Source organism: Phenylobacterium sp. J367, assembly GCF_024699985.1.
Classification (GTDB): domain Bacteria; phylum Pseudomonadota; class Alphaproteobacteria; order Caulobacterales; family Caulobacteraceae; genus Phenylobacterium.
On record NZ_JAJONA010000001.1, the window covers coordinates 3,294,344 to 3,314,932 of the forward strand.

Genomic DNA, 20,589 nt, shown 5'->3' on the forward strand with positions numbered 1-20,589 from the left:
GGCTAACGGCCTGAATGGAGGATGGAAAGCGCCTGCTCGGCGAGCGCCGGCGTGCCGTTGATCGCCTCGCGGTCGCTGGCGGCGACCCCGGCCAGGACGCGGCGGTAGACGCCCTGTGAGATCGAGGCGAGGCGGAAGATCGAGAAGGCCATCAGGAACGGCCAGTCCTCGATGTGATCGCGGCCGGTGCGGCGGCAGTAGGCGGCGACGTACTCGGCCTCCGTCGGGATACCGCTCGCGGCGAGGTCCACGCCATCCAGGCTGCCCCAGGACGGACTGTGCGAGCGCCAGATGAAGCCGTTGTAGGCGATGTCGGCGAGCGGGTGGCCGATGGTCGAGAGCTCCCAGTCGAGCACGGCGATGATCCGGGGCTCGGTCGGGTGGTACATCACGTTCTCCAGCCGGTAGTCGCCATGCGCGATGGAGACTGACTGGTCGGCGGGGATGCGGGCCGGCAGCTCGGCGATCAGGGCGTCCATGGCCGGGATGCTCTCGGACTCCGCGTCGCGGTACTGGCGGGTCCAGCGGGCCACCTGGCGCTCGAAGTAGTTGCCGGGCCGGCCGTAGTCGCCGAGACCCACGGCCTCGAAGTCCACCTGGTGCAGCTTCGCCAGGGTCGCGTTCAGGTCATCGTAGATCGCCGCGCGCTCCGCCGGCTCCAGGCCGGGCAGGGCCGCGTCGCGGAAGATGCGGCCGGCCAGGTAATCCATGACGTAGAACGGCGTGCCGATGACGTCGGCGTCCTCGCACAGCGCCCGCATCTTCGGGACCGGGATCTGGCCCTCGAGGGCCTTCATCACCCGATATTCCCGCTCCACCTGGTGGGCGCTGGAGAGGAGCTGGCCGGGCGGCTTCTTGCGCAGGACGTAGCGGCGGCCCTCGCCGTTCGTCAGCAGGAAGGTCGGGTTGGACGCGCCGCCCTGGAACTGCTGGACGCGCAGGGCGTCGCCGATCTCCGGAAGCTGGGCGCTGAGCCAGGCGTGCAGCTTCGCCTCGTCGAAGCGGTGGGCCGGGACGACGTCGCGGACAGGCAGTTCGGGCGCGGTGGCGGTCATCGCGGAAGTCCGCCCGGGATGCCGTTGGGGCAGTCCAGCGGCCCCGCCTGTGCCTTCCGGGCCACGGGCTCACGGAGAAGGTTAACAGGCGAAGAGCTTGGCCTTGCCTTTTCGGGCGCGACCGTCAGTTTCGGCCCCCTCTTTGACAATCAGGTGTCCCATGGAGCCCGCCCAGGCTCAGGCGCCCTCGCTCGCCGAGGCGCGCCCGCATCCCGTTCGCGAGGAACTGCCCCAGCTTCTGAAGCTGTCCGGGCCGGTCGTCCTGTCGCGCCTGGGCATCATGGCCATGGGCCTGACCGACGCCATCGTGGTCGGCCAGTATTCCGCGATCGAGCTCGGCTATCACGCGCTCGGCTGGGCGCCGACGAGCGTCGTCCTGACCGCCGTGGTGGGCCTGCTCACCGGCATCCAGGTGATGACCGCGCGCCGCATCGGCGAGGGTCGGCGCGATCAGACCGGCGCGGTGCTCCGGCGCGGCCTGAGCTACAGCCTGTGGCTGGGCATAGCCTCGATGATCATCCTGATGGTCGCCGGCCCGCCCTTCATGCACGTGATCCGGCTGGAGCAGGACCTGGCCGACGGCGCGAGCCGGGCGCTGATGGTCTTCGCGCTGTCCCTGCCGGGCTATGCGATCAGCGTCGCCGCCAGCTTCTGGCTGGAGGGCCAGTCGCGACCCGGGCCGGCGGCCATCGCCATGTGGGCGGCGAACATCGTGAACCTCGGCTTCAACCTGCTGCTGGTGCCGGGGACCTTCGGCCTTCCGGCTCTGGGCGCCGTCGGCGGCGCCTGGTCGACCTTCGCGGCGCGGACCTTCCTGGCCGCGGCCATGCTGATCTACATCGCGCGGATGCCCGAGGCGCGGACGGTCGGCGTCTTCCGGAAGCCCGACCGCGACAAGGCCGCGGAGGCCGAGCAGCGGCGCATCGGCTATGGCGCCGGCGCATCGAATTTCTTCGAGGTGGCGTCCTTCGCCAGCATGAACGTCATCGCCGGCTGGCTTGGCGGCATGGCCGTGGCCGCCTGGGCCATCGTGCTGAACGTGGCCGCGATCGTCTTCATGGTGCCGCTCGGCCTGGCGACAGGGGCCGCGGTGCTGGTGGGCTCCGCCTATGGCGCGCGGGACGCCCGCGGCGTGAACCGGGCGGGCGCCGTCTCCTTCGGGATCACGGCGGTGTTCGGCATCGCGGTGACGCTGGTCGTCTGGCCGGCCGCCGGCCTGATCGCGCGGGGCTACACGACGGAGGCGGCGACGCTCGCCCTCGCCATCCCGGCGCTGGCGCTTTCGGCGGCCATGTACTTCCCTGACGCCCTGCAGGTGGTGGCGGCCCAGGCGCTGCGGGCCCGCGGCGACGTCTGGCTGCCGACCTATACGCACCTGGCCAGCTACATCGTCCTGATGGCGCCGCTCGCCTGGTGGCTGGCGATTCCCATGGGCCAGGGCGTCAACGGCATCGCCTGGGCGGTGGTGATCGCCAGCATCGTCTCGGCGGTCCTGTTGCTCGGCCGCTTCTGGATGCTGGCGAGGCGCGACCGGCGCCAGCTCTAGAGGGCAGCCCGAACCCTAGAGGGCGAACGCCACAAGCTGGTCGCCGCGCTTGGTGTCGAGCTTGGAGTGGCCGCCGGCGGCGATCACCACGTACTGCCGGCCCTTCCAGACATAGGTCATCGGCGTGGCCTGGCCGCCGGCCGGCAGCTTGCCCTTCCAGAGCTCCTTGCCGGTGCGGGCGTCGAAGGCGCGCAGGTAGTTGTCCATGGCCGCGCCGATGAAGACCAGGCCCGCGCCGGTGGCCATCGGCCCGCCGACGTTGGGCACGCCGATGTTGCCGAGCAGGAACTGGGTGCCGGGCGCCAGGGCCTCGGTCGTGCCGAGCGGGACTTCCCAGAGCACCTGGCCCGTCCGCATGTCGACAGCGTGCAGCCGGCCCCACGGCGGCTTGTTGCAGGGCAGTCCGAGCGGCGAGAGCAGGACGTCGCGGCGCATGCCGTAGGGCGCGCCGGCCTGGGGCGAGATCTCGTGGCCGGGATTGGCGGCGCGCACCGCCTTGAACTGGTCGGCCGGGATCAGGGTGATCCTGTGCAGCAGGTTCGAGGTGTTGACGAAGGCGATCTGCCGGCCGGGATCGAAGGCGAGTCCGCCCCAGTTCGTGCCGCCGCCGGTGAACGGGTGGACGATGGTCCCCTTCGTCGAGGGCGGGGTGTAGATGCCGTCGTGCCGGGTGGCGCGGATCAGCTTGCGGCATTCGCCCCTGTCCCAGGGCGTCAGGCCGTAGGCGTCGTCGTCGGTGAGCGTGATCGGCGCCAGCGGCTTTGGCGCGATCGGGAAGGGCTGGGTCGGCGAGAGCTGCTCGCCGGGCATGCCGCCCTGCGGAACCGGCCGCTCCTCCACCGGGATCACCGGCGCACCGCCGTCGCGGGCCAGGGTGAAGATCAGGCCCTGTTTGGTGGGCTGGATCACGGCGGGCGTCGTGCGGCCGCCGTAGGCCACGTCGGCCAACGTCGGCTGGGCGGGGACGTCGTAGTCCCAGACGTCGTGGTGGACGGTGGCGAAGCTCCAGACCGGCTGGCCGGTCTCGGCGTTCAGCGCGACCACGGAGTTGGCGTGGCCGTCGTCACCGACCCGCGCGCCGCCCCAGAAGTCCGGGCTGGGGCTCGACGTCGGCAGGAAGACCAGGCCGCGCGCCTCGTCGGCCGACATCGGCGCCCAGACGTTGGCGGCCCCGGCGCGGACCCCGGGCGCCGCGGCGGCGAGCGGATCGAAGGTCCAGCGCGGCTGGCCGGTGCGCACGTCGTAGGCCCTTACCGTGCCGCGGACCTCGTCCACCCGCTGGTTGTCGTCGATCGACGAGCCGATGACGATCACGCCCCCGGGCGATCACCGGCGGGGAGGTGATCTGCATGGCGCCCTCGCGGGCCAGTTTCACGCCGTCGCCGACGTGCACGACGCCCAGGCTCCCAAAGCCGGCGCACAGCTTGCCGGTGGCGGCGTCGAGGGCGATCAGGCGGCGGTCGGCGGTCGGAGCATAGATCCGCTCGGCGCAGGCCGCACCCGCCGGGGCGGCAGGGTCACGCCAGTAGGTGACGCCCCGGCAGACGTAGTCGTTGGGATAGTTCACGTCCGGATCGACCTTGGGGTCGAACCGCCAGATCTCCCTGCCGCTGCCTGGATCGTGGGCCGAGACGGCGTTGAACGACGAGCAGGCGTAGAGCCGGCCGCCGGCCATGATCGGAGTCACCTGCAGGGAGGACTGGTCCATGAAGTCGGCGTGGCTGGTCGCCTCGCCGTTCGAATAGGTCCAGGCGACCTTCAGGCCCTTCACGTTCGCGGGCGTGATCTGGGCGGCGGAGGAATAGCGCTGGCCGCCGGCGTCGCCGCCATAGAAGGCCCAGTCGGCATCCGCGACCGGGGCGACCGGCGCGCGGCCCGCTGGCGAACAGGCCGCGGCTGCGAGTAAGCTCAGAACCGCGGCGGCGCGGGCCGTGGGCATGGGGGGCATGCGTGGTGTCCATCACCTGGGGAAAGCCGGACCAGACGAACCGCGTTCGCGCCGCCGGCCAAGGTTCCTGGGACGAACGGCGCGCGGGCGGTGACGAGCCGGAGGCCGCCGGGACGGTCCGCGCGTGGCGCGGGTTGAGCGGCGAGGAGCGCCGGTCGCTGCTGCTCTGCTGGCTGGTGGCGATCTCGATCATCGCCGTGGTGCTTGTGCTGAACGTGCTGACCCGCATGCACGACCTGCCGGTCCCACCGCTGCAGTCGATCATCGACGAGGGCTCCAGCGCGGTGGTGAACTCCGTGGCGATCCTGATTCCCGGGCTGCTGGTGGTCTGGCGGCGTCGCCGTTCCCCGCCCGCCTGGCGCGTGGCCCTCGTCTTCGCGGCCGGCGCCCTGGCCTATCCGCTGGTCCACGTCTCGGGATTCGTCGCGCTCCGGGGCCTCGCCTATCCCCTGGCGCTCGGCTACCCGTACGACTTCGGCCATCCCTTGAGCGAATTCCTCTACGAGATGGCCAAGGACCTGGCCGTGTACGCGGGCGCCCTCGTGGCCTTCACCCTGGTCTTCGGACGCCAGCAGGCGGCGGACCCGTCCCGTCCGGGAACCGAGCTGTTCGACATCCGCGACGGCGCCCGGATCGTGCGCGCGCCCGTCGCCGAAATCCTGGCGATCCGCTCGGCGGGCAACTACGTCGAGTTCCTGCTGGCCGATGGCCGGCGGCCGTTGATGCGCGCGCCGCTGACCACGCTCGAGGTGGAGCTCGCGCCGCGCGGCTTCGTGAGGACGCATCGGTCCTGGCTGGTCAACGCCGCGCGGGTGCGCGGCCTTCGCCCGGAAGGTTCGGGCGACTATGCGGTGGAGCTGGGGACGCTGGAGGCCCCGCTGTCCCGGCGCTTCCGGACGGCGCTGGAGACGCTGCGGGCGGCCTAGGCGCCGGCGCCGAGGATCCAGCCTTCCTCGCGCTCGGCGTCGAGCACCACGTCGGCGCTGGCGTCCTTCGGCGGACCGAACAGGGCGCCCAGCTTGCCGGCCTCGTCCAGCTTCGCGAAGTGCTCGGCCGTGGCGCGCACCTGGGCCAGGTCCTTCACCTCTCCGGGGCCCGGCGTCACCTTCAGGAGCGACGGATAGACCTCGGCCAGCACCACCTCGACGCCGGCGAGATCGGCCTCGGTCAGCGGCTTGAAGCCGGTCTCGAACGGCCAGGCCTTCACGCCCTCGCCGCGGGCGAGCTTCAACCGGCGGGCCGCCGGGATGCCGAGGATCGCCTGACCGCCCACCGAGCCGTTGTAGTAGAGCTTCCAGATCGAGGCCGCGCCCTTGGCCGCCAGGTCCGCGTGCCGGAACTCGGGAAGGTCGTCGGGGCCGTGCTCGCGGCTGCGCTTCGGCTGCAGAGTGGTGAGCGTGTCCTTCGGCGGGCAGCCCCAGAACGGGAAGGGGCCGCCGGTCAGGCGCCGGTTGATCTCCGAGCCCACCGAGAAGCGGTTGTTGGTGTTGTCGGCCTTGTCCTTGGCCATCTTGTCGAGCTGGTCCCAGGCCGCGCGCCAGGGCGGCTCGCCGGGCAGCTTCAGCGCCGCGGCGAAGCCCCGCGGGAAGCCCAGCGGGAAATCGAAGCCCACGAGCGCGCGTTCGGAGCGCTTCCGGAAGTCGTCCAGCAGGCTGGCGAGCTTCTTCTCGGCCTCGGCCCGGGTCGGCGGGTTGTAGCTCTCGAAAGCCAGGCGGAAGCGGACGTCGCGCTTCAGCACGCCGATCCAGACGGAATCGGCTCCGGTCGTCGGCTTCGAGGCGGCGCTCCAGTCGACGATCACATAGGCGCTGAACAGGCGCGGCACGTTGGCGGCTCCGGTTGGGAGGGACTGAGGCTTCTAACCCCTCCGCGCCGACGGGCCAACGGCCGCGTCGGGCTCAGGCGAGCTTGACGAGCATCTTCCCGAGGTTCTCGCCCGTGAAGAGGCCGAGGAAGGCGTCGGGGCTCTTCTCGATGCCCTCGAACACGGTCTCCTTCCACTTGACCTTGCCGTCCTTCACCCAGCCCGAGAGGTCCTCGATGTACTTCGGCATCAGGTCGAAGTGGTGGGAGACGATGAAGCCCTCCATGCGGATGTTCTTGCCAATCAACTGGGCGAGGTTCCGCGGGCCGGGGGGCGGCTCGGTGGCGTTATAGATCGAGATCATCCCGCAGATCGCGAAGCGGGCGAACAGCTTGGCCGAGTTCAGCGCCGCCTCGAGATGGGCGCCGCCGACGTTGTCGAAATAGACGTCGATGCCGCCGGGCGCGGCGGCGGCCAGGGCCGCGTTCAGGTCCTTCTCGGCCTTGTAGTCGATGACGTGGTCGACCCCGATCTCCTTCAGGAAGGCCACCTTCTCCGCCCCGCCGGCCGAGCCGATCACCTCATGGCCCTTGGCCTTGGCGATCTGCGCGACCATCGAGCCGACAGCGCCGGCCGCGCCGGAGACGAACACCACGTCGCCGTCCTTCAGGGCCGCGATCCGCAGCAGGCCGGCATAGGCGGTGAGGCCCGGCATGCCGGCCGCGCCCAGGAACGCCTGAACCGGCAGGCCGCGCGGATCGAGTTTCTGCAGGCCCTGGGCCGGGGCGGTGAAGCCCTCGCGCCAGCCGAACATGGACTGGACAAGGTCGCCGGGCTTGAGGCTCGGGTCGTTGGAGGCGGTGACCTCGCCGATGGCGCCGCCCTGCATGGCCTCGCCGAGCGCGAAGGGCGGCGCGTAGCTCTTCACGTCGTTCATGCGGCCGCGCATGTAGGGGTCGACCGTCATCCAGAGGTTCTTGACCTGGACCTCGCCGGGGCCCGGGTCCTTCAGGTCCACCGTGGCGATCTCGAAGTTGTCGCGGGTCGGCGTTCCCACCGGCCGGCTCTTCAGCCGGACTTCGCGCACGCTGGCCATGGTCGTCCCTCCATATGATTGTTCAAACGCCTGTTTAGCTTGAGGGCGGCGGTGGCGTCGAGGGCCGTGGTCTGGTACTGGCGCCCGCCAATTCGGAGCTTCCCATGGCTGAGTCCCTGCGAGGGGGCGTGATCGGCGCCGGCGTCTTCGGCGGCTACCATGCCCGCCAGTACGCCCGCCTCGACGGCGTCGTGCTCTCGGCCGTCCTGGATCCGCATCCCGACCGCGCCGCCAAGGTGGCCGTTCCGCTGGGCGGGCGCGCCTTCCACGAGCTGGACGAATTCCTGGCCGCCGTGGACGTGGTGACCATCGCGTCGCCCGCCACCCACCACGCGGCCCAGGCGCTGGCGGCGCTCGAGGCCGGCAAGCATGTCTATGTGGAGAAGCCGATCGCGGTCAGCGTCGCCGACGCCGAGAAGGTGAGGGCGGCCGCGGCGGCCCGGAAGCTGGTCGTCGCCTGCGGCCACCAGGAACGGGTGGTGTTCCGGGCCATGGGCTTGCTGGATGTGCCCGAGCAGCCGCTGTTCCTGGAAGCCCTGCGCCATGGCCCGCCGTCGGAGCGCAGCCGCGACGTCTCGGCCGTGCTCGACCTGATGATCCACGACCTCGACCTGGCGCTCGCCATCTCCGCCGCCGACCCGGTGACCGCCGAGAGCGAGGGCGAGCGGGGGGCCCGGCGACGTCTGGGACGCGGTCCGCGCCGAGGTGAGCTTCGAGGACGGCTTCACCGCCCGATTCGACTGCTCGCGGCTGGCGCCCGAACGGCGGCGGCACATGAAGGTGGTCTATCCCTCCGGCGAGGTGGAGATCGACTTCGTGACCCGGGAGTTCCGCAACACCACCCCCTTCGCCCTGAACCCGGATTTCGCCGAGACGCCGGCCGCCACCGACCCGCTGGGCGCCAGCGTCGAGGGCTTCCTGCAGGCGGTGCGGGGGCTGGCCCCGCGGCCGGTGGTCACTGCCGACGAGGCGATCCGCGCCCTCGACCTCGGCCTCGCCATCGAACAGGCGTTGGAGGACGCCGCGTAACGGGTCTAGCGTTGTCGGCCTGACCATCGGGAGGATCCCGCCATGACGTCCAGCGCCCACGATTTCGCCTTCAAGACCATCGATGGGGCCGACCTGCCTCTGACCACCTTCCGCGATAAGGTGGTGCTGGTGGTGAACACCGCCTCGGCGTGCGGGCTGACGCCCCAGTACGACGGGCTGGAACAGCTCTACTCGGCCTACAGGGATAAGGGCCTCGTGGTGCTGGGCGTGCCCTGCAACCAGTTCGCCGGCCAGGAGCCGGGCGCCGAGGCAGAGATCAAGGCGTTCTGCGAGACGCGGTTCAAGGTCGATTTCCCCCTGACCTCCAAGGTCGAGGTGAAGGGCGAGGGCGCCCACCCGTTCTACCGCTGGGCCGAGGCCGAGCTCGGCGAGCCGGCGGTGCCGGTATGGAATTTCCACAAGATCCTGATCGGCAAGGACGGCGAGGCGATCCGCGCCTTCGGTCCGCGGACAGATCCGCTCGACAGCGAGATCACCGACCAGATCGAGAAGGCCCTCTGAGCGCGAACGCGGTCGCCCGCTCGCTCGAGCTGGTCGCCGAGCGGATCGGCGATCCGGCGCCGCGCGTCTATGCCCGGCTGTTCGCGGCCTTTCCCGAGACCGAGGCTCTGTTCGTGCGCGACACCACGGGGGCGGTGCGCGGCGAGATGCTGGCGGTGGCCTTCCAGTGCCTGCTGGACCTCGACGGCGGCTACGGCGCCAGCTTCATCGCCGCCGAACGCGTGAACCACGATGCCTTCGGCGTGGACCCGGCGATCTTCGGCCAGTTCTTCCCGATCGTCCGCGACACCTGCCGCGAGGCCGTGGGCTCCGAGTGGACGCCCGAATTCGACGCCGCCTGGGACGCGGTCCTGGCCCGGGTCGGCGCGCTCGCCCCGGCATAGGAAAGGCGCCCCGCCCGAAGGGGCGAGGCGCCCAGCCCACGTCATGCCCGTGGCGGTACTGGCTAGAAGAACCTGTACTGCAGTTCGACGCCGTAGGTGCGCGGCGCGGTCAGCGGATAGGTCGAGTAGACGCCCTGCACAGAGTTGACGATCGGCGCGCCGGCCGGCGGCGTGTAGACGCTGCCCGCCCGCCGGACGCCGCCCGCGCCGCCCTCGTAGCCGAGGTCGTCGAAGATGTTCCGGATGAAGGCGATCACCGTCACCTTGTTGTCGGGCGCCTGCCAGGTGACGCGCGCGTCCCACTGATCCCACGACGGCGACTTGTAGTAGTCGCGGTTGAAGATCGAGCCGTACTGGGCGTCGCGCCAGATATAGCTCACCGAGCCGACGATCGCCCCGCCGGTCGGCAGGTCATAGGTGTAGTTCGCATTGATCGCGATCTTGTGCCTGGGCGCGTTCGGCAGGGAATTGCCGTCCAGGTCCTGCACTCGCTGGAAGCCGCCGTTCGGATCGGGATTGGCCGAGATCTGGGTGGTCTGGCCGGCCGCGTTCACGACGGGGCGGGGGCTCGTGTAGACGTCCGCCGCGCAGGTGGTGGTGGCGTCCCCGTACACCGTGGCCCGGCAGGTCGACCGGTCGGTGATCGGCCGGGCCCGCGCATTGAGCGCCGCTGGGTCCGCCGGGTCGACGGCGGTGCCCTCGGTGATCTCGGCGTCCAGGTAGGAGTAGTTGAAGAGGATCTGCAGGTTGTCGATCGGTTGCCAGATCGACTCCAGCTCGATGCCTTTCGAGGTGGCTTCCGGCACGTTGTAGAGGATGGCCTCGGAGACCGCGACCGCGCCCGAGGTGTTGATCACGCTGAGCGGGATCTGGGCGTTCTTGTAGTCGTACCAGAAGGCCGCGAGGTTGGTCTGGAGGTTGCCGCCGAAGGTCTTCTTCATGCCGACCTCGAAAGCGTCGACAGTCTCCTTCTCGGTGCGCGGGTTGGGCGAGAAGCCCACGTCGATCCCGATCCGGTAGCCGCCCGGCTTGTAGCCGTGGCTGTAGCGGGCGTAGGCGTTGGTGTCGGCGTCCGGCTCCCACTTCACCCCGACATTGCCGGTGGCTTCCTTCCAGGTGTCGGACAGCTTCCGCATCGCATAGCCGGTGGCGCGGTCGAAGGTGGTCGGCCCGTCGACGCCTTCCGGCAGCACCGGACGCGAGGACCACTGGTTCTCGGTGATGTCGACGACCGGGATGCCGCCCGGGACCGCGCCGTTCAACTCGGGCGCGGCGAAGCAGCCGGCGACGAGGTAGCAGAGCAGGCGGCCGCGCTCGACGCCTTCCTTGTGATCCACCGAGTAGCGCAGGCCGGCGGTGAAGGTGAAGGTCTCGGCGAACTGCCAGTCGATCTGGCCGTAGGCGGCCTTGGACGTGATGTCGAATTCCGGCGCGGTGTCGAAGATGCGGCGGTTGGGGTTCGGCGGGCAGACGCCCGCGCGCTGGGCGCAAAGTACCGCCGGGACGCCGAACGGGCCTTCGACCCGCGGCTCGTTCGGCAGGTAGGTGTAGACCGGCTGGGTGTAGTTTTCGTCCCAGTAGTAGAGGCCGGCCAGCCACTGGAGCGGGCCCTCATGGGTGGAGATCAGGGTGAGCTCGTTGCTCCACCAGTTCTCCCGCTCCTGGTAGTTGAAGGCGTAGGTCGGATTGACCGTGATGTTGCCGCCCGGGATGAGCGAGGGCAGCCGGTAGGAGGTGATCGGCGCCGTGTGGTCGACCGGGGTCGGGCCGTTGAGCGCATAGTTGTAGTTCACCGCGCCGGTCAGGTAGCGCAGGTCGAAGCTCGGGAAGTGGTACGTCCACTCGCTGGCGAAGATGTAGGTGCCGTTGAGGTCCACATCGTAGGGGATCGTGGACGCGATCTTCCGGGGATTGGTGAGGGCCGGGTTGGTGCAGCCCATGGGTGACGGATTGACCACGTTTGTGGTGTTCGGATTGCAGCCGTAGCCCGGGTTGAGCGTAATGGCCGTGGAGAACAGCGCCTCGGTGGTGGGGTAGGGGGCCGGCGTCCACGTCGCCCGCGCGCCAGGACCGCCGCCGCCGTTGCGCCACTCGATCCAGGTGAGCTTGGCCCAGCCCTCGAAGTTCTCGTTGAAGTCGAACTTCAGCTGGCCCTCGACGATGTTGGTGTCGATGACGTTGCCTTCGTCCGGCATGCCCGGGACGATGTTGTCGATCCAGCCCTTGCGCTGCTTCTCCCAGTTGGCCGCGACCCGGAAATAGACGCCCGGAATCTTCGTCGGGCCCGAGGCCGCGAACTCCAGCAGGCTGTGGTCGTAGTTCTGATACTGGGCGCGGGCCTCCGCGTACCACTCCTCGGTCGGGCGCTTGGAGACCAGGTTGATGGCCCCGGCCACCGCGTTGCGGCCGTAGAGCGTCGACTGCGGGCCGCGCAGGATCTCCGTCCGCTCCAGGAAGAGGGGGGTCTTGCCCGCCTCGACCGTGGAGGTCGTGTAGATGCCGTCGGAATAGACCGAGACCGAGGCGTCGGCCGAGTGGACGTTGCTGGTCCGGCCGACGCCGCGCAGGCTCACCCGGTCGGTCTGGCTGGAGTACTGCAGGCCCGGCGTGAAGTTGGTGATGTCCTGGACGCTGGTGATGCCGATCAGATCCCGGCCTTCCGACGTGAAGGCGGAGACCGCCACCGGCACGTCCTGCAGGCTCTGTTCCCGCTTCTCGGCGGTGACCACGAGCTCTTCGATGGTGTTGACGCCCTGCGCATGCGCAGTCGTCGTGAGAACGGCGGCCAGCACAGCGCTGGACGCCATCAATTGGATTTTCCGCATTTTCAGCCGCCTCCCCGCAGCTTCTCTGAAGAGCGCTATTTCCTGCGCTTGATTTCGAAGCTGAAGCAGTGTTGCCGCTCCGTCAACGGCTCGGACGCAAACTGAACATTGATAACTAAATAAGACTCACTCTCCGCCGATGTATTCAGGCAGATGTGCAACTCATGAGGGGTTGTCGAGAGCCAGAAAGCGCGTCAGTCTGACCCGGTTACTGACTTTGTTCTTCCCAGAGAACAACCTGAGGGCGCGCGAAAGCGCGCCCTTTTGTTTGTGCGATGCGGTATTCATGGTGTGCCGCAAGGTCGTTCGAGGCCGCGTGTCGGTTCTGAAACACTTGTGGCGTAAGGGATCGGCGCCGTCCTTCGCACGCGCGAGAGTGACTGTTGCGCCGCTTCTTCCGTGCACACCCGTAAGTAGAGCGGGCGCAACTGGCGCTGCATTCCGCCGCCAGGCTCTTTCCCCCTGCGGACGCGCCCTCTAAGGAAAGGCCGCCAAGTCGGAGGGCGTAGAGCATGCACCGCAAGCCGGACGGATCCTGGGACAAGTCGAACCTCCCCAGCCGCCATGTGACCGTGGGGCCCGCGCGGGCGCCGCATCGCTCGTACTACTACGCCATGGGCCTCGGCAGCCGGGAGATCGCCCAGCCGTTCGTGGGCGTCGCCTCCTGCTGGAACCAGGCCGCGCCCTGCAACACCGCCCTGATGCGCCAGGCCAACGCCGCGGCCGAGGGCGTGAAGGCGGCCGGCGGGACGCCGCGCGAGTTCTGCACCATCACCGTCACCGACGGCATCGCCATGGGCCACGAGGGGATGCGCTCGTCGCTGGCCAGCCGCGAGGTGATCGCCGACCTCGGTCGAGCTGACCATGCGCGGCCACGGCTACGACGCCCTGGTGGGCGTCGCCGGCTGCGACAAGAGCCTGCCCGGCATGATGATGGCCATGCTGCGCCTGAACGTGCCCTCGGTGTTCATCTACGGCGGCTCGATCCTGCCGGGCCGGCTGGACGGCAAGGACCTCACCGTCCAGGACGTCTTCGAGGCCGTGGGCCAGTTCTCCGCCGGCGCCATCAGCGAGGAACGCCTCTGCCAGGTGGAGCAGCACGCCTGCCCGGGCGACGGCGCCTGCGGCGGCCAGTTCACCGCCAACACCATGGCCATGGTCTCCGAGGCCATCGGCCTCGCACTGCCGCTCTCCTCGGCCCTGCCGGCCGCCTACCTCGACCGAGACCAGTTCGCCCGGGCGTCCGGCGAGGCGGTCATGCGGCTGATCGAGAACAACATCCGGCCGCGCGACATCTGCACCCGCAAGGCGTTCGAGAACGCCGCGGTGGTGATCGCCGCCAGCGGCGGCTCCACCAACGGCGGCCTGCACCTGCCGGCCATGGCGCACGAGTGCGGCATCGAGTTCACGCTCCGCGACTTCGCCGAGATCTGCGCGCGCACGCCCTACATCGCCGACCTGAAGCCCGGCGGCCGGTTCGTCGCCAAGGACATGGGCGAGGCGGGCGGCACGCCCATGCTGCTGAAGACCCTGCTGGAGGGCGGCTACCTGCACGGCGACGTCATGACCGTCACCGGCAAGACCCTGGCCGAGAACGTCGCCGACGTGCGGTGGCGCGACGACCAGGAGGTCATCCGCCCGGTCTCCAACCCGCTGTCGCCGACCGGCGGCGTGGTCGGCCTCTGGGGCTCGCTCGCCCCCGACGGCTGCATCACCAAGGTCGCCGGTCTGAAGCACACCAGGCACCGCGGCCCGGCCCGGGTGTTCGACGGCGAGGACGCCTGCTTCGCCGCCGTCACCGCCCGGGACTACAAGGAAGGCGACGTGCTGGTGATCCGCTACGAAGGGCCGAAGGGCGGTCCCGGCATGCGCGAGATGCTGGCGACCACCGCGGCGCTCTATGGCCAGGGGGTGGAGAACATCGCCCTGATCACCGACGGCCGGTTCTCGGGTGCGACCCGCGGCCTCTGCATCGGCCATGTGGGACCGGAAGCCGCCGCCGGCGGCCCGATCGCGCTGGTGAAGGACGGCGACATCATCACCATCGACGCCGACGCCGGCACGATCGAGCTGGAGGTCGACCCCATCGAGCTCGAGCATCGCGCGCACCTGCTGGCCCAGGAGCCGCCGCGGCAGACCAACTATCAGACCGGCGCGATCTGGAAGTTCGCGCAAGGGGTCGGCCCGGCCCACCTGGGCGCCGTGACCCACCCGGGCGCCAAGGCCGAGACCCACGTCTACGCGGACCTCTGAGATGAGGACGCTGGGCCTGATCGGCGGGATCAGCGCCGAGAGCACGGTCGTCTACTACCAGCTGCTGAACCGGCTGGTGCGCGAGCGGCTGGGCGGGCTGCATTCGGCCAAGCTGATCCTCTGGTCGGTGGATTTCGCGCCGATCGCCGAGCTGCAGGCGAAGGGCGACTGGGACGAGACGGGCCGCCAGTTCGCCGACGCCGCGCGCCGCCTGGTCGCGGCCGGCGCCGAGGCCATGGTGATCTGCGCCAACACCATGCACCTGAACGCCCCGCAGGTGGCCGAGGCGGGCGTCCCGGTCATCCACATCGCCGACGCCACCGCCGAGGCGCTGAAGCGGCTCGGCGTCACCCGGCCGCTGCTGCTCGCCACCCGCTTCACCATGGAGAAGCCGTTCTACCTCGACCGGCTGCGCGGGCAGGCGCTGGACGGCCTTGTGCCCGAGGCCGCCGACCGCGAGACGCTGCACGCGATCATCTACGACGAACTCTGCCAGGGCGTGGTCACCGAGTCCTCGAAGGCCGTCGTCCTGGGCATCATCGAGCGGGGCCGGGCGGCCGGCGCGGACGGGATCATCTTCGGCTGCACGGAGATCGGCCTGCTGCTGGACCCCGCGGCGATGCCGCTGCCGACCGTGGACAGCGCCGTCGCCCACTGCGAGGCGGCGATCGACTTCGCGCTGTCCTAGTAGAGGACGCCGACGCCGAACAGGAACGGGTGGGCGAGCATCAGGCCGATCCACACCACGACGGCGGCCAGCACCCGCCAGGCCCCGAGCTCGCCCACCTCCAGCCGCTGCCGCCCCTGGGCGACCGCCAGGAAGGGGATGTTGGAGGTCTGGACCGCGAACCGGTCCCACTTCGCGCCCAGCGCGCCGGCGCTTGGCGTCGATGCTCACCGTGCCGAACAGGGCCAGGGCCAGCAGCGAGCCGAAGAGCACAAGGCTCGCGGGGTCGCTGTTCGCCAGCAGGTGGCCGAGCGCCCAGATCGCGACGCCCCACAGGAACGGGTGACGGGTGATCCGGAGCATGCCCTGGACCGGCTCCGCGCGGTCGAGCACGCCCTCCTGGCGGACGCTCGTCGGGTTGGGCGTGGTCAGGCCGACGACGACGAACAGCACGGCGACAAGCTGCAGGAAGAATTGGAAGCCGTGGACGACCGACGACAGGCGCCAGAGCGGAAGCGCGTTCTCGGTCCCCCGCGTCGCGGCATAGGCGCACGCCAGCCAGACGAGCCCGGCCACCGAGGCCAGAGAAAAGAGACCCATGTAGGGCCCGGATCCCAGGCGTGCGACGAGCGTGTCCCGGAGGCGCGTGCCCGATATCAACAGGTGCAGGAGGACGAAGAAGGCGGCGGCGGCGATCAGATTCTGCATCATCGCATCCCCGGTTTGGATGAGCGTGGGCCTACCGGTTTACGCTGTCAATGAAGGCGTCGTCCGGATCGTCCTCCCAAGGCGGCAGGTCGAACAGATCCTCCGCCGTCGCGGCCGTCGCGGCGGTCGCGGCCGTCGCGGCCGGCAAGGCGGCTCGCGGCGGGGGAGCCGGATCCGGTTCAGGCCCGGCCGGCGGCGGCGCTTCGACGGACGGCGGCCGGGCGGGTTGCAGGGAAATGGGCTTCCGCACGACCGCCTCGGCGCGGGCGAGCCAGCGGTTGGCTTCCTGGACCGCGTCGGGCCGACGGGGCCCCGCGCCGGCCCTCGTCCTCGGCGAGCCAGAGGTCGAGGTCGAAGTCGGGATGCCGCGGATCGTCGAAAATCAGCCGCAGCCGCACCAGCTCGTCCGCGCCGGTCAGCAGGTCCAGCGCCCGGCGGGCCTCGCCGCGATGCGCCCGCGCCGTCACCTGGCCGTCGATGATCAGTTCCGCCCCGACCATCTCGTCGATCCGGTAGACCAGGCACCACGCGCCGGTGTCCCAGCAGACGGCCATGCGTTCGGACGTGAAGTTGAAGCCGACGCCGCGGCCGCGACCCGGCGCGACCAGCATCGCGTGGGGATCGGCCTTCAGGACCTTCTTCAGGCTGCGGCGGATCTTGCGGTCTTCGGTGGACAGGCGGGCGGCGAGGGTCCCCACCACGGTGAGGGCCACGCCCGCGAGCGCGAGCAGCACAAGGAGGCGTGCAAGCTCGTCCATGGGACAAGGCTAAGCCCGTTTTGCGAGTCCCCCGGAAGGGGGTGGGTCAGGCGTCGAGCTCGACCACCAGCGGCACATGGTCGGAAGGCTTGTCCCAGCTGCGCACGTCGCGGTGGATCGAGACGCCCTGCAGCAGGTCGGCGGCCTGCGGCGAGAGCAGGGCGTGGTCGATGCGGATGCCGTTGTTCCGCTGCCAGGCGCCGGCCTGGTAGTCCCAGAAGGTGTAGGCGCCCGGCGCGCCGTCCGCCTCCAGGTAGGCGTCGGTGAGGCCCATCCACTTCAGCGCCCGGAACGCCTCGCGGCTCTCCGGCTGGAAGAGGGCGTCGTCGACCCAGTTCTTCGGGAACTCGGCGTCACGCGGCTCCGGGATCACGTTGTAGTCGCCGGCCAGGACCAGAGGCTCCTCGAAGGCCATGAGCGCGCGGGCATGGGCGTTCAGCCGGGCCATCCAGCCGAGCTTGTAGGCGAACTTCTCGGTGGCGATGGGATTGCCGTTCGGCAGGTAGATCGAGGCGACGCGGACGGGGCGGGGGCCCGAGATCACCGCCTCCAGGTAGCGCGCCTGCTCGTCGGTGTCGTCGCCGGGCAGGCCGCGGCGGACGTCCTCCAGCGGCGCCTTCGAGAGCAGCGCCACGCCGTTGTAGGCCTTCTGGCCGTGGACGGCGATGTTGTAGCCCAGCCGCTCGAAGGCCTCGGCGGGGAACTTCTCGTCCACGCACTTGATCTCCTGCAGGCAGGCCACGTCGGGCTGGGCCGCCTCGAACCAGCGCACCACCGTCTCGAGGCGGGCGTTGACCGAGTTCACGTTCCAGGTGGCGATGCGCATGCGGGGCTCCGGTTCAGGGCCGGGAAGCTAGAGGGCCGGGGCGTCGCGCTCAATGGCTTGCGGCGGCCATCCGCCGCTGATACTTAAGCAATGACTTAAGTGAAGGCCGCGCCATGCCCCTGATCCTCCACGAGCACCCGCTCTCCTCCTACTGCTGGAAGGCGAAGATCGCCCTCTACGAGATGGATCTGCCGTTCGAGGCGCGATTGTTGGAGCTTTACGACGAGGCGAAGCGGAACGCGCATTACGCCCGCTGGCCGTTGGGCAAGATGCCTGTGCTGGAGGACACCGGCCGCGACGCTGTGGTCGCCGAGACCAGCGTGATCGTGGAGTACCTCCAGGCGTTCCACGCCCCATCGGCCGGGATGATCCCGGCCGACCTCGAGGCTGCGCTCCGCGTCCGGCTTCTGGACCGGGTGTTCGACAGCTACGTCATGGAGCCGATGTCGCGCGTCGTGGCCGAGAACTTCCGGGGCGGCGACGATCCCGTGGGCGTGGCCCAGGCGGACGCCCTGCTGGCGCGCGCCTACGACTATCTCGAGCGCGAACTGGCCGGCCGGACCTGGGCGGCGGGCGACACCTTCACCCTGGCCGACTGCGCCGCCGCGCCGTCGCTGTTCTACGCCGACAAGGTGCTGCCGTTCCGCGCGAGCCACCCGACGCTCGGCGCCTACCTCGACCGGCTGGAAGCCCGGCCGTCCTTCGCCCGCGTACTGCGGGAGGCCGAGCCCGTCTTCCACATGTTCCCGGGCCGGAAGGCCGCGTGAGCGGCGACCTCGACACCCTGTTCCAGGCTCTGGCCGACCCCACGCGGCGCGCCATGCTGGAGCGGCTGAGCCGCGGGCCCGCCTCGGTGAGCGACCTTGCCAGGCCGTTCGACATCAGCCTGCCAGCGGTGGTGCAGCACCTGGCTGTGCTGGAGGCCGCGGGGGGTCGTCACCTCGCGCAAGGTCGGCCGCGTGCGGACCTGCCAGCTCGACGTCGGCGCGCTGAGCCGCGCCGAGCGATGGATCAACGACCGGCGCCTGGAATGGGATCGGCGCCTCGACCGGCTGGGGAGCTACCTCGCCGAAGGCCCGGAGAAGCCCTCATGACCGAACGCAACGTCGTCCACGCCACCTTCTGCCTGGAGCGGCGCTATCCGGTCCCGCCGGCCCGCGCCTTCGCCGCCTGGGCCAGCGCCGAAGCGAAGGCGAGGTGGTTCGACGGTCCGGAAGGCACGGAGATTTACGAGCGCAGCCTCGACTTCCGCGCCGGCGGCGCCGAGCGCCTGTGGGGCCGGCATCCCAGCGGCAAGGTCTCGGATTTCCAGGCCCGCTACTTCGAGGTGATCCCCAACGCCCGGATCATCTACGGCTACGACATGTATGTGGACAGGGTGAAGCTCTCGGTCTCGCTGGCCACGATCGAGTTCCACGCGGACGGCGAGGGGACGCGGCTCGTGATGACCGAGCAGGGCGCCCCTTCCTGGACGGCTACGACGACGCCGGCAGCCGCGAGGAGGGGACCGCCTGGCTGCTCGAGAAGTTCGGAATGTCGCTGACCTAGATCGAGAAGCTGACGCCGCAGCCGCAGCTCGACTTGGCGTTCGGGTTGCGCACCCGGAACTCCGCGCCGGCCAGTTCATCGACGAAATCGATCTCTGAGCCCTTCAGGAAGGGCAGGGAGACGGTGTCCACGAGGGCGGCCACGCCATTGCGCTCGACCCGGAGGTCGTCGTCCTGGACCTCGTCCACGAGGTCGAACTGGTACTGGAAGCCGGAGCAGCCGCCGCCTTCGACGGCCACGCGGAGCATGACGTCGCGGCCTTCGGCCTGGCCGATGGCGCGGATGCGCTGGGCGGCGCTTTCGGAGAGGGTGACGTCAGTCGTGGTCATGGCTGTTAAACGTTTGCAGGGCTTAGCCTATATGAGGTCACCTGCGGCTTCGACCAAGAGGCCTAGATCGAAACGGTTTCATGGCCCTTACGACCCCGCCTCGCGCGCTCTTTGCCGAAAACCCCGACGCCAGCCGCGGCCGCAAGGTCGCAGAGCCCGAGAGCCGCACCCGGACGCCGTTCGCCAGGGACCGTGACCGGATCATCCATTCCACCGCCTTCCGCCGCCTGAAGGAGAAGACCCAGGTCTTCGTGGCGCACGAGGGCGATCACTTCCGCACGCGCCTGACCCACAGCCTCGAGGTGGCGCAGATCGCCCGCAGCGTGGCCACCGCGCTCGGCCTCGACGCGGACCTCGCGGAGACCATCGCGCTGGCCCACGACCTCGGCCATCCGCCGTTCGGCCACGCCGGCGAGGACGAGCTGCAGGTCCAGATGCAGGGCTTCGGCGGCTTCGACCACAACGTCCAGACCTTCCGGGTGGTCACCAAGCTGGAGCGCCGCTACCCGCGCTTCGACGGCTTGAACCTCACCTGGGAGACCCTGGAAGGCGTCATCAAGCACAACGGACCCGTGGCCGATAAGCTCGACCGGCCGTCCTGGGCCGCCATCGCCGAGTTCGACGCCGACTACGGGCTGAGGCTCGGCACCTGGGCGTCGGCGGAGGCCCAGGTCGCCGCGCTGGCCGACGACATTGCCTACAACAACCACGACGTGGACGACGGCGTCGAGGCGGGCCTGTTCTTCCTGAAGGAACTGCTCGACGTGCCGCTGATCGGGCCGCACGTGCACTCCGCCATGGCCGACTTCCCCGACTGCGACCAGCGGATCATCCGTCTGGAGGCCGTGCGCCGGATGATCGGCGCCATGGTCGACGACGTCATGGCCGAGACCCGCCGCCGGGCCGACGGGCTGAAATCCGCCGAGGAGGTCCGCAATCTCGACCACGCCGTGGTCGCCTTCTCGCGGGACATGGTCGAGGACCTGTCGGCGCTTCGCACCTTCCTGATGGAGCGCATGTACCGCCATTGGAAGGTCAACCGGACCCGCAGCCAGGCGCGGCGCATCCTGGCGGAGATGTTCCAGCTCTTCATGCACGAGCCGGACGTCCTGCCCGCCGACTGGGGCGAGCGGGCCGCGACGCGGGACGAGGCGGGCAAGGCGCGGGTGGTCTGCGACTACATCGCCGGCATGACCGACCGCTTCGCCATCGAGGAGCACCGCAAGCTCTTCCACCTGGATGTGCTGGGGTAGCGTTCCGCCGCATTTCCGCCCGCGGTGACCCACAGGAAA

Annotated in this window: 18 protein-coding genes and 3 pseudogenes; 11 read left to right on the forward strand and 10 right to left on the reverse strand. The window is 70.0% G+C overall.

What is annotated here, in order from left to right; genetic code table 11:
- Positions 1–2: 2 nt before the first annotated feature.
- Positions 3–1,055, reverse strand: coding sequence for a phosphotransferase family protein (locus tag LRS04_RS17625; RefSeq protein ID WP_257817459.1), 1,053 nt, complete (start codon positions 1,053–1,055; stop codon positions 3–5).
- Between the two features lie 142 nt (positions 1,056–1,197).
- Here LRS04_RS17625 and LRS04_RS17630 point away from each other — a divergent pair, with 142 nt between their 5' ends.
- Complete coding sequence (locus LRS04_RS17630; protein ID WP_374576600.1) at positions 1,198–2,601, forward strand: MATE family efflux transporter; 1,404 nt, start codon at positions 1,198–1,200, stop codon at positions 2,599–2,601.
- 15 nt (positions 2,602–2,616) lie between these two features.
- Here the strand turns inward: LRS04_RS17630 and LRS04_RS17635 are convergent, their stop codons facing one another.
- Entirely contained in the window at positions 2,617–3,750 is a 1,134-nt protein-coding gene (locus LRS04_RS17635) for a PQQ-binding-like beta-propeller repeat protein (protein WP_257819173.1), read from the reverse strand.
- Entirely contained in the window at positions 3,665–4,549 is an 885-nt protein-coding gene (locus LRS04_RS17640) for a PQQ-binding-like beta-propeller repeat protein (protein ID WP_257817461.1), read from the reverse strand. Before LRS04_RS17640 ends, LRS04_RS17635 begins: the two co-directional genes overlap by 86 nt.
- 2 nt (positions 4,550–4,551) lie before the next feature.
- Here LRS04_RS17640 and LRS04_RS17645 point away from each other — a divergent pair, with 2 nt between their 5' ends.
- On the forward strand, positions 4,552–5,475 hold the full coding sequence (locus LRS04_RS17645) for a LytTR family DNA-binding domain-containing protein (RefSeq protein ID WP_257817462.1): 924 nt from the start codon (positions 4,552–4,554) through the stop codon (positions 5,473–5,475).
- Here the strand turns inward: LRS04_RS17645 and LRS04_RS17650 are convergent.
- Both LRS04_RS17650 and LRS04_RS17655 read right to left on the reverse strand, forming a co-directional pair.
- The gene (locus LRS04_RS17650; protein WP_257817463.1) at positions 5,472–6,374 is read right to left on the reverse strand and encodes a cobalamin biosynthesis protein CbiG; all 903 of its coding nucleotides are present in this window, start codon (positions 6,372–6,374) and stop codon (positions 5,472–5,474) included. The two genes, LRS04_RS17645 and LRS04_RS17650, sit on opposite strands and share 4 nt — an antisense overlap.
- 73 nt (positions 6,375–6,447) lie before the next feature.
- On the reverse strand, positions 6,448–7,449 hold the full coding sequence (locus LRS04_RS17655) for an NADP-dependent oxidoreductase (protein WP_257817464.1): 1,002 nt from the start codon (positions 7,447–7,449) through the stop codon (positions 6,448–6,450).
- 104 nt (positions 7,450–7,553) lie between these two features.
- On the opposite strand from LRS04_RS17655, the pseudogene LRS04_RS28235 reads away from it, so the two are divergent.
- The 3 genes and pseudogenes from LRS04_RS28235 (at position 7,554) to LRS04_RS27050 (ending at position 9,383) form a co-directional block, all read left to right on the forward strand.
- Positions 7,554–8,478, forward strand: a pseudogene (locus LRS04_RS28235) (Gfo/Idh/MocA family protein).
- Positions 8,479–8,520: 42 nt separating this feature from the next.
- The gene (locus LRS04_RS17665; protein WP_257817465.1) at positions 8,521–9,000 is read left to right on the forward strand and encodes a glutathione peroxidase; all 480 of its coding nucleotides are present in this window, start codon (positions 8,521–8,523) and stop codon (positions 8,998–9,000) included.
- Positions 8,886–9,383, forward strand: coding sequence for a globin (locus LRS04_RS27050; protein WP_308238170.1), 498 nt, complete (start codon positions 8,886–8,888; stop codon positions 9,381–9,383). Before LRS04_RS17665 ends, LRS04_RS27050 begins: the two co-directional genes overlap by 115 nt.
- A 62-nt stretch (positions 9,384–9,445) precedes the next feature.
- On the opposite strand, the gene LRS04_RS17675 is transcribed toward LRS04_RS27050, so the two are convergent.
- The gene (locus tag LRS04_RS17675; protein ID WP_257817467.1) at positions 9,446–12,190 is read right to left on the reverse strand and encodes a TonB-dependent receptor; all 2,745 of its coding nucleotides are present in this window, start codon (positions 12,188–12,190) and stop codon (positions 9,446–9,448) included.
- A 719-nt stretch (positions 12,191–12,909) separates the two neighbouring features.
- Here LRS04_RS17675 and LRS04_RS17680 point away from each other — a divergent pair.
- From LRS04_RS17680 to LRS04_RS17690, 3 genes and pseudogenes are all read left to right on the forward strand, one after another.
- A pseudogene (locus LRS04_RS17680) lies at positions 12,910–12,996 on the forward strand (hypothetical protein); the annotation flags it as partial.
- Between the two features lie 76 nt (positions 12,997–13,072).
- On the forward strand, positions 13,073–14,461 hold the full coding sequence (locus tag LRS04_RS17685; RefSeq protein ID WP_257817468.1) for a dihydroxy-acid dehydratase: 1,389 nt from the start codon (positions 13,073–13,075) through the stop codon (positions 14,459–14,461).
- Between the two features lies 1 nt (position 14,462).
- Complete coding sequence (locus tag LRS04_RS17690) at positions 14,463–15,149, forward strand: aspartate/glutamate racemase family protein (protein ID WP_257817469.1); 687 nt, start codon at positions 14,463–14,465, stop codon at positions 15,147–15,149.
- A gap of 237 nt (positions 15,150–15,386) precedes the next feature.
- Here LRS04_RS17690 and LRS04_RS17700 read toward each other — a convergent pair.
- The 3 genes and pseudogenes from LRS04_RS17700 to xth form a co-directional block, all read right to left on the reverse strand.
- Positions 15,387–15,839: pseudogene (locus LRS04_RS17700) on the reverse strand (NnrU family protein); the annotation flags it as partial.
- 176 nt (positions 15,840–16,015) lie between these two features.
- Complete coding sequence (locus tag LRS04_RS17705; protein ID WP_257817470.1) at positions 16,016–16,594, reverse strand: hypothetical protein; 579 nt, start codon at positions 16,592–16,594, stop codon at positions 16,016–16,018.
- Between the two features lie 46 nt (positions 16,595–16,640).
- Complete coding sequence (gene xth / locus LRS04_RS17710; RefSeq protein WP_257817471.1) at positions 16,641–17,420, reverse strand: exodeoxyribonuclease III; 780 nt, start codon at positions 17,418–17,420, stop codon at positions 16,641–16,643.
- 113 nt (positions 17,421–17,533) lie between these two features.
- Here xth and LRS04_RS17715 point away from each other — a divergent pair, with 113 nt between their 5' ends.
- The gene (locus tag LRS04_RS17715; protein ID WP_257817472.1) at positions 17,534–18,187 is read left to right on the forward strand and encodes a glutathione S-transferase family protein; all 654 of its coding nucleotides are present in this window, start codon (positions 17,534–17,536) and stop codon (positions 18,185–18,187) included.
- Positions 18,184–18,963 carry an SRPBCC domain-containing protein gene (locus tag LRS04_RS27055; RefSeq protein ID WP_308238171.1) on the forward strand — a complete coding sequence of 260 codons (780 nt, stop codon included), beginning with the start codon at positions 18,184–18,186 and terminating at the stop codon, positions 18,961–18,963. The genes LRS04_RS17715 and LRS04_RS27055 overlap by 4 nt, the downstream gene beginning before the upstream one ends.
- A gap of 1 nt (position 18,964) precedes the next feature.
- Here LRS04_RS27055 and erpA read toward each other — a convergent pair whose 3' ends face one another.
- Positions 18,965–19,297: an iron-sulfur cluster insertion protein ErpA gene (gene erpA / locus LRS04_RS17730; RefSeq protein ID WP_257817474.1), complete on the reverse strand. Its 333-nt coding sequence runs from the start codon at positions 19,295–19,297 to the stop codon at positions 18,965–18,967.
- A gap of 80 nt (positions 19,298–19,377) precedes the next feature.
- Between erpA and LRS04_RS17735 the strand changes: the two genes are divergently transcribed.
- Positions 19,378–20,550 (forward strand): deoxyguanosinetriphosphate triphosphohydrolase, encoded by a 1,173-nt coding sequence (locus LRS04_RS17735; protein WP_257817475.1) that lies wholly within the window; start codon positions 19,378–19,380, stop codon positions 20,548–20,550.
- The last annotated feature ends 39 nt before the right edge of the window (positions 20,551–20,589 follow it).

Coding starts and splice junctions, on each gene's coding strand:
- LRS04_RS17625 (WP_257817459.1), bottom strand. CDS start 1,055: ATGACCGCCACCGCGCCCGAACTGCCTGTCCGCGACGTCGTCCCGGCC.
- LRS04_RS17635 (WP_257819173.1), bottom strand. CDS start 3,750: ATGTCGGCCGACGAGGCGCGCGGCCTGGTCTTCCTGCCGACGTCGAGC.
- LRS04_RS17640 (WP_257817461.1), bottom strand. CDS start 4,549: ATGCCCCCCATGCCCACGGCCCGCGCCGCCGCGGTTCTGAGCTTACTC.
- LRS04_RS17655 (WP_257817464.1), bottom strand. CDS start 7,449: ATGGCCAGCGTGCGCGAAGTCCGGCTGAAGAGCCGGCCGGTGGGAACG.
- LRS04_RS17665 (WP_257817465.1), top strand. CDS start 8,521: ATGACGTCCAGCGCCCACGATTTCGCCTTCAAGACCATCGATGGGGCC.
- LRS04_RS27050 (WP_308238170.1), top strand. CDS start 8,886: ATGGAATTTCCACAAGATCCTGATCGGCAAGGACGGCGAGGCGATCCG.
- LRS04_RS17675 (WP_257817467.1), bottom strand. CDS start 12,190: ATGGCGTCCAGCGCTGTGCTGGCCGCCGTTCTCACGACGACTGCGCAT.
- LRS04_RS17685 (WP_257817468.1), top strand. CDS start 13,073: ATGCGCGGCCACGGCTACGACGCCCTGGTGGGCGTCGCCGGCTGCGAC.
- LRS04_RS17690 (WP_257817469.1), top strand. CDS start 14,463: ATGAGGACGCTGGGCCTGATCGGCGGGATCAGCGCCGAGAGCACGGTC.
- LRS04_RS17705 (WP_257817470.1), bottom strand. CDS start 16,594: ATGGACGAGCTTGCACGCCTCCTTGTGCTGCTCGCGCTCGCGGGCGTG.
- xth (WP_257817471.1), bottom strand. CDS start 17,420: ATGCGCATCGCCACCTGGAACGTGAACTCGGTCAACGCCCGCCTCGAG.
- LRS04_RS17715 (WP_257817472.1), top strand. CDS start 17,534: ATGCCCCTGATCCTCCACGAGCACCCGCTCTCCTCCTACTGCTGGAAG.
- erpA (WP_257817474.1), bottom strand. CDS start 19,297: ATGACCACGACTGACGTCACCCTCTCCGAAAGCGCCGCCCAGCGCATC.
- LRS04_RS17735 (WP_257817475.1), top strand. CDS start 19,378: ATGGCCCTTACGACCCCGCCTCGCGCGCTCTTTGCCGAAAACCCCGAC.